Here is a 13,457-nt window from a genome sequence, read left to right as displayed (position 1 = left end):
CGAGCAAGCCCACTACGCGGCCCTCAACCGAGCGCCGCAACCCGCATAGGAGCGGCAGAGAACCTGGGGCGCTTCACCCTTGACCCAGATGGCGGTGTGGCAAGCCGGGCGCACCTGGTCTAGACGGTATGAGGTGACCGCCCGCGGCTGGGTGGTTGCGGGCCGGGGCCTCACTCACACGTGTTCGTGGGTTACCGAGCAGGGGCTGCCTGCTCGGCCTATCCGACAGGTGTGGGAGGCCCCGGTGTTCTCTGAGCGTACGAGTGTGGGGTTGGACGTGCACGCACGATCGGTCGTCGCAGCGGCGATCGACACGAGCACGGGTGAGGTGTTCCGGTCCAGGTTGACCCCGTCTCATGAGCACGTGCTGTCGTGGGTGAGGGGGTTGCCGGGGCCGGTCGCGGTGGCCTATGAGGCGGGCCCGACCGGGTTCGGCCTGCACCGTGCGGTGACCGGTGCGGGGATCCGGTGTGAGGTGGTGGCGCCCTCGAAGCTGCAGCGCCCGGCGGGTGAGCGGGTCAAGACCGATGCCCGCGATGCGATCCACCTGGCCCGGGTGCTGCGGATGGACCAGTTCACCTCGGTCGCGATCCCGAGCGTGGAGCAGGAAGCCGCCCGGGACCTGGTGCGGGCCCGTGAAGACGCCCGTGGGGACCTGATGCGAGCTCGGCACCGGCTCTCCAAGCTGCTGCTGCGCCACGACGTCGTCTACTACGACGGTCGGGCATGGACCGAGACCCACGATGCGTGGTTGCGCCGCCTGCGCTTCGAGCAGCGGGCAGTGCAGGCGGCGTTCGAGTCCGACTACGAGGGGATGCTGATGGTCAAGGCCCGCCGGGACCGGCTCGACAACGCGATCGCGGTCATGGCCGCCGACAGCGAGTTCACCGCGCTCACCTACCGTCTGGGATGCCTGCGCGGAGTCGGGACCCTGACGGGGTTCGCGCTGGCCGTCGAGGTCGGCGACTGGCACCGATTCACCGGTAACACGATCGGCTCCTTCGTCGGGCTGGTCCCCTCGGAGTCATCCTCTGGCGCCTCACGCGTGCAGGGCTCGATCACCAAGACCGGCAACACCCACATCCGCCGGCTGCTCGTCGAGGCCGCCTGGCACCACCGAGCCCGCTACACGATCGGCAAGACGATGCTCGATCGGTGGGACCTGGCCGGCCCGGCCGCCCGGGCCCGCGGCGACGCCGGCAACCGAGGACGGTGAGGAGACTCGTCGCATCATCTCCGCCTACATCGGCCACGCGCACGACGACGTCGACGCCGGGGTGGCACCCAATCAACTCTGTCCCTATGGTGCGCGACGGGGCGGCTGAAGATGGGACCGGAAGTAACCACAGGGGTGTGTTGCACCGGTAGGTGACACCGTCACCTACCGGTGCAACAGGCCCGAAACGGTGTGTCTGCACGGCGTATGCGGTGGCTCGTGGCCAACGCAGGTCATGGGAGTTCGGGCAGCTTCCAGTCGCACGGGGCCGTCCGTGGCCTCGGCTGGGGTGCTGCTCGGGAAGTCCACTCCGGTGAGTTCGACGGAGTTCGGGCGCGCGGGATGTCGAGTAGTAGGTGACTCCCTATGCGGAACGCTCCGCCGCCGCTTGCACAATGGCGATTCCCTTGCTGGTGCCCACGCGCGTTGCGCCGGCGTCGAGCATCGCCTCGAAGGTGGCAAAGTCGGAGACCCCTGTCGAGGCCTTGACCTGTGCCCGGTTCCCGACAGTTCGCGCCATGAGACTGACGTCGTGAACTGTTGCTCCACCGGCACCGAAGCCTGTAGACGTCTTCACGAAGTCGGCCTCGGCGTCGACGGCAAGCCGGCAGGCGCGCGTCTTCTCGTCGTCGTCGAGTGCTGAAGTCTCGATGATGACCTTGACCACCGCGTGGGGGTGGGCGGCGCGGACGACGGCAGCGATGTCGTTGGCGACCGCCTCGTCCCGTCCGTCTTTGAGGGCGCCGATGTCGATGACCATGTCGATCTCGGTGGCGCCGTCAGCGATCGCGAGAGTTGTCTCGAGGACCTTGACCTCTGTGCGGTTCGCGCCCAGGGGGAAGCCGACCACAGCACACGTCCGGACGTCTGATCCTTCGAGCAGTGTGGTGACGAATGCGACATTGACCGGGTTGACGCAGACGCTCGCGAATCTCCAGCGCAGGGCGTCTTCACAGAAGCGCGTGAGGATCTCGCGAGTCGTGTCCGCCTTAAGCACAGTGTGATCGATGAAGCTACCGAGCTGGTCGTGGGGGTGCAGCATGGTGACCTTTCAGGCTTGCGGGATGATGACGGGATGCGATGGGTCGCTGCTGATGCAACGCCGTGTCCAGGAAGGCTGCGCCGATCATCGGCGCCGACGGCCCGAGGCGGGAAGCGAAGACGTCCATCTTGTGCTGGCGCCGCCAGGGCTCGTACGCCAGGTCCAATACCCGAGTGCGCAAAGGTGAGACGAACAGTTCCTCGTAGACACAGAGACCGCCGCTGAGGATGACCGCCTCGACGGACAGGATGTTGACCGCGTTGACGACCGCGTGGGCGAGGTCGTCGAGGGCTTCCTCCAGCAGCCGTTGCGCTGGAGGGTGCCCTTCGGCAGCCAGGGCGAACACTGTCTGGGTGAGGATCGGCCGGCCACCGAAGTCGTCCGGGAAGGCCTCCAGGGCCCGTCGCAGGATCGCGGTGCCCGAGACGTACTGCTCGACGCAGCCGCGGTTACCGCATGAGCACTGCCTCCCGTTCCGATAGAGGGTGCTGTGGCCGAGTTCGCCCGCAGTGTTCATCGCACCCATCAGCAGCTCGTTGTTGAGGACGATGCCGCAGCCGATTCCGGTCCCGACCGTCACTGCCAAGAAGCTCTCGACGGAAGGCTCCACCCCGAACAGACGCTCTGCCCACGCTGCCGCGCGGGAATCCTGAAGGACGTGAGGCCGGATGTCCAGATGGCTCTCCAGGTGGTCGGCAAGTGGCTCGCGGTCCCACCCCAGATTGGGGCAGTACTCGACGACGCCGGTGTTGGGGTCTGCTGTCCCGGGGACCCCGACGCCGATGGTTCGTACGTCGCTCAGCTCCTTCCCGCTGTCGGCGAGTAGCTGACGGGTCGACGAACTGATCCGGGTCACGTGCTCTGCGCAGGTGACCCCCGACGCGGTGGGAATCGTCTTCTCGGCTATCACCTCACCGCCCGGCGTGACCAGGCCGAGCCGAGTCTTCGTTCCCCCGATGTCGACGCCGATGCGCAAGACCTCGCCGCTCATCCGCCGTCCGCCTTGAGCCGCAGGCGCGGAGTGGCAAAGAACTGGTCGATGATGAACTCAGCGCCGCCCAGCGCGAACTGGGCGCCCGATAGCCGCCCAGCGCGGAGCCGAGGCGGGCGCCGGAGAAATGTAGCCGTGTTGACGGCGACGGCCTCGGCGATCGCGGTGAAGAAGGGATGCGTCTCGTCGCACCCCAGGTCGCCGAGGATGACCGTGTAGACGTCGGTGATCTTGATGAGGTTGGCGATCGCCAGCCCGAACCAGCGCGCAGCGTCGTCCAGCACGAGCAGGGCATGGTCGCCGTCGTGCAGTGCCAGGTCGAGGATCGTGTCGTAGGGAGCATCCACTCCAGCAGCGGAGGCATAGTTCGCCACGATGGCGCGTTTGGACACGATCGCCTCGAGGCAACCTCGCATTCCGCACGCACACAGGGGGCCCGTCGGGCTGATCGTGGTGTGGCCGATGAAACCGGCATTCCCCGTCTGACCTTCGAAGACCTTCTCGTCGATGACGACCGCCAGGCCGACGCCCGTGCGGAACGCGATGTAGAGGTAGTCCTCCTGCTTGTCGGAGTCCTCGGCGAGGGCCATGAGGTGGGCGTCGTTGCGGACCGAGACCGGGATCTGCGTCCTCTCGTGCAATGCCTCACCGATGGGGGCGTCCCTCAGCGCCTCGAGGCGGCTCAGGTTGACTGCGCGGTTGGAGCTGACGTCGACGGAGGCTGGCAGGCCCAGCCCGATCCCCATCACCTGTTGAGGATTGATGGCAGCGGTCCGCAGAGCCTGCTCAACCTGGTGCACGAGCGTCGCCAGGATCTCCTCGTATGTCGCGTCGTTGTCCAGTCGCCAGACCGCTTCGTGGCGGGCAGCGCCGGTGAGGTCGGTCAGGACGAGGCGCGCCGGGGGGCCGTCGATGTCAATGCCGATGGCGAAGCGAGCTGTGACATCGATTGCGTAGAGGTTGGGTTGGCGACCGACCTCCGCCGGGGCCAGGCCGGACCTGTAGATGATCCTCTGGCTCTCCAGCGCTCGGACGATCGACACCACCGTGGGCCGTGAGAGGCCGGTCCCGGTGGCCATCTCCTCGATCGTCATCGTCCCGGCGGACCTCACTGCGTTCACCACCAGTGCGGTGTTGGCCTTCTTGACGATCACTCCGCTGTTAGCAGTCACGCCGCCCCCTCTTGGTCGCGGATCCGGTCGGATCCGGTCGTGCCCGCACCTGCCCAGCGAACGAGGTTGGCGAACAGCGTGCCGTAGTGCTCCCATGCCAGGAACTCGTCGGTAGCCCAGTGTGGCGCGCAGTCGGACGTGAACGCCGCTGTTCGACCCCGGCCCGCGGTGCCCAGCACCAAGAGGGGCTCGTCTGCGATCGTGACGATCAACTCTGACCCTTCGGCGGCCTGGACCCTGTTGTAGCCGAGCAGTGGCGGCCACGGCCCGGTCACTCCGGCGAGGACGGGGTGGTCGGGGGTGGCTGGCTCCGCCGCCACTCCCGCCGGGCGCTCCACACGGTCGTCACCGGTGCCCATGATCACTGGGAGGACATCGGCCAGGGCCGTGCGGCCGTAGCCGGCCATGCCGCGATAGCCGGAGAAGCTGAGGTAGCCGCCGATCATCACGAGTCCGCCGCCCGACCTCACGAAGTCCACGAGGGACTGCAGGCGGTCCCTCTGGGGGGCGCGGGCGGAGTACACGCCCGGATGGAGGAGGAACGAGTCGCTTCCGACGTCGCCGATGACGACGACGTCGTGACGGTTGCGCAAGAGCCCTGCATCCTGCGGGAAGTCCGCGTTGACCCGTTCGCTGGGAAGGCGGTCCACGACATGGCCCGCTGCCCTCAGCGCCCGTGCGAACCCTTCGGCACTGTCATGGGGCTCGGCCCGTGCCGCGAAGCTGTCGACCCCGTTGATCACCGTCGTCACGGTCAGCCAAGTCTCGCCAACCACCAGCACTCGCACCTGCGCTCCAATCTCCGGTGGGACGGGCCCGGGCTCGAGCCGTCCTATCACATGGTGTTCTAGAAAACCCTTTTTGTAAACCCCTTGCTAGATGGCCTATGGCGCTGTTAGCGTCCGAGGACGCATCGAGGCACCGGCCGCGGTGCCTGTCACGGTCGGCGCTGCGCGGCCAGAACAAGAGAGGTGAGCGATGAGGTCTATCGAATCCCAGGTACTCGGTGCGGGCACGGCTACGGACGAGGCTCGGCGGAGGCGGGGGACCGCAGGCGTGGGCCTCGGGCTCGGAGTTGCGCTGCTGCTGACAGCGTGTGGAGGGACGACCTCCGGCGCGACGGACGCCGAGTCCACGGGTGCGTCCACCGGCGGCACGCTCACGATCCAGACGCCTTGGGGGGAGTCCAACCCGTACTACGCACCGTTCGAGGAGATCGTGGCCGCGTACGAGGGTGCGAACCCCGACGTCGACGTCAAGGTCATCACGAACAGCATGGAGCAGAACCAGAGGATCTTCACCAACAGCGTTCTCGCCGGTGACGCACCCGACCTCATCATCACCAACCCCGTGCGCGACGCGCTCGCATGGGTCGAGCAGGGTGCCACCGTCCCGGTCACCGAGTACCTCGAGGAGTGGGGCCTGGCCTCGAAGATCTACGAGGACGCGCAGCAGGAGGTCAACTGGCTGACCGAGGACGGCCAGCTGCGGGGCTTTCCGCTCGTGGGCTTCGTGTGGCCCACGTGGTATCACAGTGAGGACCTGCAGGCGGCCGGCGTGCCCGTCCCGGCCACGGAAGAGGACGTGAACGCTTTCGTCTCGGCACTCGGCGGGGACGGCTCAGTCGTGGTCGGCGGGTCCGACTGGTCCGGCTTCAACGCCTTCCTGCAGACACTCCAGGCGTACTTGTCCATCGAGGACCTGAACCGGCTCGCCGCTGAGGGCGGATGGTCGGACAACGAGGACGCCAGAAAAGGAGTTGAGTGGTTCGTCAAACTTCGGGAAGTCGGGTTCTGGTCCCCGGACAGCACAGGACAGACCGTCGATGGTGCGAACGCCGCCTTCCAGGGCATGCAGACAGCGGGCATCACCTTGATCTCCGACTACTTCGGCGATGTCCCTGAGGACCTGGCGTCGTCGATCGAGCTCGGCGGCATCCCTGTTCCGGCGGATGCGAACGTCGACAAGCCGGTCGTCATGGCGGCCTACACCGCCAGCGGTGTCATGATCTCGACCAGCGGTCGCGACGAGAACCTCGACGTCATCCGGAGCTTCGTGGAGCACCTGTACGAGCCGGAGTCCATCGCGATGTTCGTGGATCAGGCTGGCATGGTGGCGGCCGCGGAGTACGACACCTCCCAGCCCGTGTCCAACGCCCTGCTCGCTGCAGCGAACAGCCCTGAGTTCCGAGACTCCGTCACCTTCGTCCAGGCATCCAACATCCCGAGCACGGTGGTTGAGAACCTCACGCGGGCGGCCAGCATCGCCTGGACAAGGAATGCTTCTGCTGAGCAGATCCTCGAAGCGATGGATGCGGTCTATTGAGCAGCAACACGGTCCTCGCCACGAGCTCCGAGATGTCGTCCCAGCCCGGCAGCACGAAGACGCCGGGCCGGGTTGGCCGCCGCCGGAACGGTCTCTTCACGGTTCTGTTCGCCGCGCCCGCACTCGCGTGGTTCAGCCTCTTCCTTCTCGTGCCCCTCCTCGGTGTGTTCTGGCTCAGCACACAGGACTGGTCGGGCCTCCTGGCCAGTCCGAGCTTCAATGGGCTGGACAACTATCGAACTCTGCTCGATGACCCGTCCCTGGCCAGTGCGTTGCGAAACACAGCGGTGCAGGTCGTTGTGGAACTTGTGATCGTGACGGCCGGCGGCTACATGCTGGGCTACTACATCGCTCTGCGGGGCCGGCTGTCCGGACTCGTCCTCACGCTCGGGCTGGTTCCGATCCTGACGTCCGCCTCGGCGAGGGCGCTGATGTTCGTAGGCGTGCTGCAGCCGCAGGGCTTGCTCAACGGGCTGCTCCGTGCGGTCGGACTTGACGCGCTCGCCCAACCCTGGCTGGGCAGCCCCAGTACGACACTCGGGGTCATCATCGCGGTGGACATCTGGGGCGCCCTAGGCTTCACGGCCGTCATGGTTTCGGCCCGGCTCGCCAACCTGTCCGGCGAGGTGCGCGAAGCCGCACGCCTCGACGGCGCCAGCGAATGGACGATCATGTGGCGTGTTGCGCTGCCGATCATCACCCCATTCGTTGGTGCCCTGGCGATCCTGCACTTCATGTGGGCGCTGATGGCTTCAGCACAGAACGTATTGCTGCTGACGAACGGCGGGCCCGGAACGTCCTCGATGAATCTCGCCTACATGATGTACGAAGCGGCCTTCATCACGAACCAGCTCGGCTACAGCCAGGCGATCGGTGTGCTCCTGATCGTTCTCGGGATCGCTGGCATGGCCATCATCCGCGCACTGTCAAAGGACCGAACGTGAGACATCGTCCCCTCAGCGAGGCGGCCGGACGGGCGATCGCCCACACGGCGGTGCTCGCCTACGCAGCCGCCGTCATCGTCCCCTTCATCTTCCTGTTCTTGTCTTCCGTACGCAGTAACCAGGAGATTTTCTCCCAACCGCTAGGCATTCCGACTGAATGGCGCTTCGAGAACTACTCTCGCGCCTTCGGGGAGGCGAACCTGGGGGACTCCCTGCTGGTTTCGGCCTTCGTCACAGTGCTTTCGGTGGCGATCACCCTCGCACTGGCCCTGCCGGCGGCGTACGCCATCGCCCGGGTGGGGGAGGGCCGGATCGCGGGCGCAGTGGAGGCTGTCTTCGCCTCTGGCCTCCTCATCCCTAGCTTCGCGGTCCTCGTGCCGACCTTCTTCCTGGCTGTGCAGCTCAAGATGCTGAACCAGCCCCTGTTCGTGGCTCTGTTCTACCCCGCGACCGGGCTGCCCATCACGGTCCTGCTGCTGGTGCAGTTCATGCGAGGGATCCCGAGAGCGGTCGACGAAGCGGCAATGATCGACGGAGCCACACGGGCCACGATCCTGTGGCGGTTGATCATTCCGATGAGCATCCCGGGCATCGTCACCGTGACGATCTTCAACGTGATCAACTTCTGGAACGAGTACATCTTCGCGCTCGTGCTCCTCGGCGGCGGGAGTCAGATCACCGCGCAGGTCGCCCTTCCCCGACTCCAGGGTGAGCGTCTCGTGGACTACGGGCTCGTCGCCGCAGGTGCGGTGATCGTCATGCTGCCTGTCCTGCTCTGCTACGCGGTCCTCCAGAAGCAGACGCAGCAGGCGCTGACCGCTGGGGCGGTGAAGGAGTGAGCAGCTTCGGTCCCGGAGAGAGGTCCCAGCAGGCCATGTTCCACATCACTCAGCTTGGCACGCGTCCGGGTTCGCCGTTGCGGGTGATCGTCTCGGCAGCCCAACACCACGACGATGTGTTGGTGGTGCACGTGAACGCCGGGTACGCCCGTAGCCCTCGGACCGGCGGGACGCCAGCCGGATGGTCCAGCGCCCGGTTCGAGTGGCCGATGGACCCGTTTTCCGGGGTAGCAGCGGTTGACGAGGGTGACCAACGCCGCTCAGTGCTCTGCCATCGGCAGCGCACTCGCTGGGGTGACTTCTTCGTCGGCGAGCTGGCGGGCCTTGACGGCCCCGGGGTCTACAGTCTCGAGGCAGCCGACGGGATCAGCCTGCCCTTCGAGGTGGGAACGGGTGTCCATGACCGTATCCTCGACGGCTACCTCGACTACACCCGCGCCCAGCGGTCCGCCGAGGAGCAACCGGGTGTGTCCGGCCCGCTCTTCCTCGACGACGCGAAGCAAGATGTCGACGGCGCGCAGGTCCTCGCGGTCGGCGGGTGGTACGACGCCGGGGACCACCGCCAGTGGACCAGCACCACGGCCCTCCACCTGGGTGCGCTTGCCGCGATCGCGGTCGAAGGCCCTCATGCCTGGCGTGAGCGGGCCCGTGCCGAGGTCAACTGGGGCCGGGACTATTTCCTCCACCTCGTCGGGGACGGGGGGCAGGTGCCGGACAACGTCGGTGGCGGTGCGCTGCCCCCGGGATTCGACCTGGGGACGTGGTGGTTCGAGAACCACTCGGGGACAGCGAGCGACGGCAGCGGGTCGCTGCCGACCGACGACCTGCCCTCGAGCGGGGACGAACGAACGGTGATGATGCACCGGAACCCGCACGCCGAGAACGTCCTCGTAAGGGAACTGGCGGCATCATGCCCGGTCGGGCCGGATGCCCAGGCGGCGCGCTCCAGGATCGTGGCCGAACGTGTGTGGCGCCGTTCCGCGGCGCTCCCACCCGAGTCGCGGACCCTCTTCCTCGCTTCCCGATTGCGTGCGGCAGCGGCGCTGCTGCGCCTACCTCGTCCGATCGTGAGCCAGAAAGACGTTCTCGAGCTCGCAGAGGTACTGCTGCGAAGGCAGCACGTCTCCGCGGATACAGAGCCCGGACTGAGTGGCTACTTCATGGAGGAGAGTGATGTCGACGCCTTCCGGTCCATCCCGTACAGCTGCGAGCCGGCTCACGCGCTGCTTGACGCGTCGGAGGTCCTCGACGGTGAGGCACAGGACCGAGCGTCACGAGCGGTCGCCGCATACATCGACGCTTATCTCCTCGCTGACGCGGAGAGCAACCCGTTCGGGCTCCCGCCGTACGGGGTCTATCTCGACCCGGAGGACGATCGGCGCCAGGTGTTCCGCGCCGCCGGGGGCGGGCGAGGGGTCCGCACCTTCATGGCGCCGTGGAACCGGGACCTGATCGTGCACGGGAACAGCGCGGTGACGATGCATCAGTGTCATCTCCTGGCCCGAGCCGGAGTTGTCGCGCAGCGCCCGGACTGGACCCGCGCGGCCGAGAGAATCCTGCACTGGGCAACGGGCGCCAACCCGGAGGGTCTGAGCCTGTTCATGGACATCGGGTACCGCCACCCTGTGCCGTTCTCCCCGCGGCGGCCGAACATGCCCGGCGCGGTGGTCAACGGCCACATCGGCCGGGGCAACGACACTCCGTACCTCGAGACATCCAACGCCGTGAGCTGGAACACCCAGGAGGTGTACGGCGTGCCGGCGGCGTACGCGGCGCACGCCGCCCTCTGGCTGAATCGGGCCGGGACCGCGCCACAACACACCACTCGATCGAAGGACGCATCGTGATCATCCCCCTGAACGGATCCTGGACGCTGAGGGCCGTGGCGGGCCCCGTGCCGCATGGTGTCAGCGGCCGACCGATCCTGGCGACCGTGCCAGGCACGGTCCATACGGACCTGCTGGCGGCCGGGTTGATCCCTGACCCCTTTGACGGTGACAACGAGAGCCTCCTGGCCTGGATCGGCCTCTCGTCGTGGGAGTACACGAGGGAGTTCCATGTCGACTTGGGCGCTGCCGAGCGGCACGACCTCGTGTGCGAGGGCCTCGACACCGTCACCGGCATCACCGTCAACGGCGCCGTCGTGGGACGCACCGCCAACCAGCACCGCACCTACCGCTTCGACCTCCGCGGACTCCTGAACGACGGCGCCAACAGGATCTCAGTTCGCTTCGAGTCGGCCGTCGAGTACGCCTCGCGTATGGAGGCTGTTTACGGTGCGCTCCCGCACACCAATCAGCATCCCTTCAACTCCATCAGGAAGACGGCTAGCAACTTCGGCTGGGACTGGGGCATCGACGCGGTCACCGCGGGAATCTGGCGAGATATCTGGGTGGACAGCTGGAGCGGCGTGCGCGTGACACGACTCGCGGTCACCCCTGACCTCCTCGGCACGACGGGACGGCTGTCGGTCGTGGCGGAGTTCGAGCAGACCGGTGAGGAGTCCGTCGAGCTGACCGTCGCAACCGGTCAGGCGAGCAGTATGGTGTCCGTCAAGCCGCGCTCCGTATCGGCGTCCCTCACACTCGAAGTCCCTGACGTCACACCATGGTGGCCGGCCGGATACGGGGACCAGGTCCTGCACGACGTGGCTGTCTCCCTCCGTGCCGGGAAGGTCGTTGACGCACACACCCGAAGGGTGGGCTTCCGCTGCGTGACGGTCACGACGACACCAGACGAGCACGGCACTCCCTTCGAGCTCGCCGTGAACGGGCGACCCGTCCTGGTGAGAGGGGCGAACTGGATCCCCGACGACGCCTTCGTCCCGCGGGTCACCCCCGACCGCTACCTCACGCGTCTCACCGACGCGATCGAGGCGAACATCAATCTCCTTCGGGTCTGGGGCGGAGGAGTCTACGAGGACACCGCCTTCTACGAGTTCTGCGACGAGCACGGCCTGCTCGTCTGGCAGGACTTCATGTTCGCCTGTGCTGCGTACACGGAGAGGGAACCTCTGCGCACCGAGGTGGAGGAGGAAGCGATCGACGCAATCATCCGCCTCAGCCCGCACCCCAGCCTGGTCATTTGGAACGGCAACAACGAGAACATCTGGGGCTACGTCGACTGGGGGTGGCGCCAGGTGCTTGAGGGCCGCACCTGGGGAGACGGGTACTACACCCGCCTCCTCCCCGATCTCGTGCGGTCGCTCGACGGCACGCGTGCCTACACGGCGGGCAGCCCGTTCTCCTTCGACCGGTACATCCACCCCAACGATCCCAGTCACGGCACCACGCACATCTGGGACGTCTGGAACAGTCGGGACTACACCGGATACGCGGACTACGCGCCTCGGTTCGTCGCCGAGTTCGGCTTCCAGGGCCCACCCGCCTGGTCCACGCTGACGAGGGTCGTGCACGACGAGCCCCTTGATGCCCATGGAAGCCAGATGCTGGTGCACCAGAAGGCATCCGACGGGAACGCGAAGCTGCAGCGGGGATACCTCCCCCACTTCCCCGAGCCCAAGAGCATCGAAGACTGGCACTGGACCGCCCAGCTGAACCAGGCGCACGCGGTGCGCTTCGGCATCGAGCGCTTCAGGAGCCTGTTCCCGCTCAACTCCGGCATGATCGTCTGGCAGTTGAATGACAACTGGCCTGTCATCTCTTGGTCTGCCGTCGACTACGACGGACATCGCAAGCCCCTGTGGTACGCGATGAAGCAGGGGTACGCGCCGCGTCTCGCGACCATCCAGGACGGTCCCGACGCGCCGCAGGTCATCCTGCTCAACGACACCGACGAGGGGATTGACGGGCGCATGCACTTGCGCCGGCTGGACCTCCACGGCCGCCTGCTCGCCGAAGCGACGGAGACGGTCCGGGTGGAGCCCCGCGACTCGACCCGGGTGCCCCTGCCAGAGGCACTTCGATTCGAGAACGCCGGCGACGAGGTCCTGGTCTGTGACCTCCCGGGCTACGAACGCGCCGTGAGGTACTCCGGGGAGGTGCGGGAACAGTCCTTGATCCCAGATGCCTTTTCCGTGCTCGTCGAGCGCGGGGACGGCGAGCTGAGGGTCGTGGTTCTCGCCTCTGCCGTGGTCCGAGACCTGTGGCTCGCGGCCGACCAGCTCTCGCCTGCTGCCACGGTGACCACCGGGCTGATCCATCTTCTACCCGGGGAGGTGCACGCGTTCACCGTCACAGGTCCGGTCGCCGAAGTGGCGGCGGACGACGTGGTCGCGGCGCTCTGGTGCGCCAACCAACTCATTCGGGACCAGCCCGGGTGCAGGGTGGCGCCCGGGGAGTCCCCCGAAGGCGCTCACCCGCTCACCACAACAACTTGATTCACGCCGCGTGGCCAACGTATGGCCAACGCAGAACCCGTAGCCCTGGCATCCGAGGCATCTGTAGCGAACGACCAGGGCATGGTCCGCCGCCGTCGCAGCCCGCTCGGCACCGCGTCTCGCGAGCGCGAGCCGGACTGCCGTGTCCGGTCTCTGGTCAGTCCTGCCCGCGCGGTGGCGGCCGGGTTCGGCGTGCGGGCGAACACCAGGGCAACGATCCCCTTTGGTGCCTCGACCTAGCCCCCGCGCGGAGTTGTTCGGGACGTAGTTGAGGCCCCGTACGATCTCGAGCATCGCGGCCCGGGTGGCTGGGGCGACGATGCCGGCGGAGTTGGTGACGCGGGACTCCGTCGCGATCGAGACTCCGGCCGCGTCGGCGACGTCCTGGAGCGTCTCCCCGTCGGCTCGCCTGGGGGCTGCCACGTCCGTGCTCGTCGCTGCGGTCAGGCCTTCGCTTGTGGTGCGTGTCTCGTGCTCAGAGCTTTGGCGGGGCCTGGGCATCGAGGCACTCATGGACCGCCCCGAGTTCAGTGGAGGCTCGGTTCTCTGGTTTCCAGCATCGTCGACGCTGTGTTCTGACGGTAGTAGT

General features: G+C 67.0%; 10 protein-coding genes and 1 pseudogene. 6 read left to right on the top strand and 5 right to left on the bottom strand.

Annotation, left to right across the window (positions count from 1 at the left end; all coding sequences use genetic code 11):
- The first annotated feature begins 244 nt into the window (after positions 1–244).
- A complete protein-coding gene (locus M1R94_RS20125) occupies positions 245–1,216 on the top strand; it encodes an IS110 family RNA-guided transposase (RefSeq protein ID WP_465245968.1) in 972 nt (323 codons plus the stop codon).
- 364 nt (positions 1,217–1,580) lie between these two features.
- Here the strand turns inward: M1R94_RS20125 and deoC are convergent, their stop codons facing one another.
- From deoC to M1R94_RS20105, 4 genes are read right to left on the bottom strand one after another with little or no spacing between them, the layout of a single operon-like run.
- Positions 1,581–2,258, bottom strand: a complete 678-nt coding sequence (gene deoC, locus M1R94_RS20120) for a deoxyribose-phosphate aldolase (protein ID WP_249383516.1) — start codon at positions 2,256–2,258, stop codon at positions 1,581–1,583.
- The gene (locus M1R94_RS20115; protein WP_249383515.1) at positions 2,230–3,249 is read right to left on the bottom strand and encodes an ROK family protein; all 1,020 of its coding nucleotides are present in this window, start codon (positions 3,247–3,249) and stop codon (positions 2,230–2,232) included. The genes deoC and M1R94_RS20115 overlap by 29 nt, the downstream gene beginning before the upstream one ends.
- Positions 3,246–4,403, bottom strand: a complete 1,158-nt coding sequence (locus M1R94_RS20110; RefSeq protein ID WP_249383514.1) for an ROK family protein — start codon at positions 4,401–4,403, stop codon at positions 3,246–3,248. The genes M1R94_RS20115 and M1R94_RS20110 overlap by 4 nt, the downstream gene beginning before the upstream one ends.
- Before the next feature lie 14 nt (positions 4,404–4,417).
- A complete protein-coding gene (locus tag M1R94_RS20105) occupies positions 4,418–5,197 on the bottom strand; it encodes a glutamine amidotransferase (protein WP_249383513.1) in 780 nt (259 codons plus the stop codon).
- 280 nt (positions 5,198–5,477) lie between these two features.
- Here M1R94_RS20105 and M1R94_RS20100 point away from each other — a divergent pair, with 280 nt between their 5' ends.
- From M1R94_RS20100 to M1R94_RS20080, 5 genes are all read left to right on the top strand, one after another.
- The gene (locus M1R94_RS20100; protein ID WP_249383512.1) at positions 5,478–6,746 is read left to right on the top strand and encodes an ABC transporter substrate-binding protein; all 1,269 of its coding nucleotides are present in this window, start codon (positions 5,478–5,480) and stop codon (positions 6,744–6,746) included.
- Positions 6,743–7,690, top strand: coding sequence for a carbohydrate ABC transporter permease (locus M1R94_RS20095; protein WP_249383511.1), 948 nt, complete (start codon positions 6,743–6,745; stop codon positions 7,688–7,690). The genes M1R94_RS20100 and M1R94_RS20095 overlap by 4 nt, the downstream gene beginning before the upstream one ends.
- Positions 7,687–8,529: a carbohydrate ABC transporter permease gene (locus M1R94_RS20090; RefSeq protein WP_249383510.1), complete on the top strand. Its 843-nt coding sequence runs from the start codon at positions 7,687–7,689 to the stop codon at positions 8,527–8,529. The genes M1R94_RS20095 and M1R94_RS20090 overlap by 4 nt, the downstream gene beginning before the upstream one ends.
- A 209-nt stretch (positions 8,530–8,738) precedes the next feature.
- Positions 8,739–10,376, top strand: coding sequence for a glycoside hydrolase family 9 protein (locus M1R94_RS20085; protein ID WP_249383509.1), 1,638 nt, complete (start codon positions 8,739–8,741; stop codon positions 10,374–10,376).
- Positions 10,373–12,868, top strand: a complete 2,496-nt coding sequence (locus M1R94_RS20080; RefSeq protein WP_249383508.1) for a glycoside hydrolase family 2 protein — start codon at positions 10,373–10,375, stop codon at positions 12,866–12,868. Before M1R94_RS20085 ends, M1R94_RS20080 begins: the two co-directional genes overlap by 4 nt.
- Before the next feature lie 267 nt (positions 12,869–13,135).
- Here the strand turns inward: M1R94_RS20080 and M1R94_RS20980 are convergent.
- Positions 13,136–13,369: pseudogene (locus tag M1R94_RS20980) on the bottom strand (LacI family DNA-binding transcriptional regulator); the annotation flags it as partial.
- Positions 13,370–13,457: the final 88 nt, after the last annotated feature.

It is taken from the genome of Actinotalea alkalitolerans (assembly GCF_023369855.1).
Classification (GTDB): Bacteria; Actinomycetota; Actinomycetes; order Actinomycetales; family Cellulomonadaceae; genus Actinotalea.
Note: the sequence above shows the minus strand (reverse complement) of the source record. Positions and strands in the feature narration are given on the sequence as shown.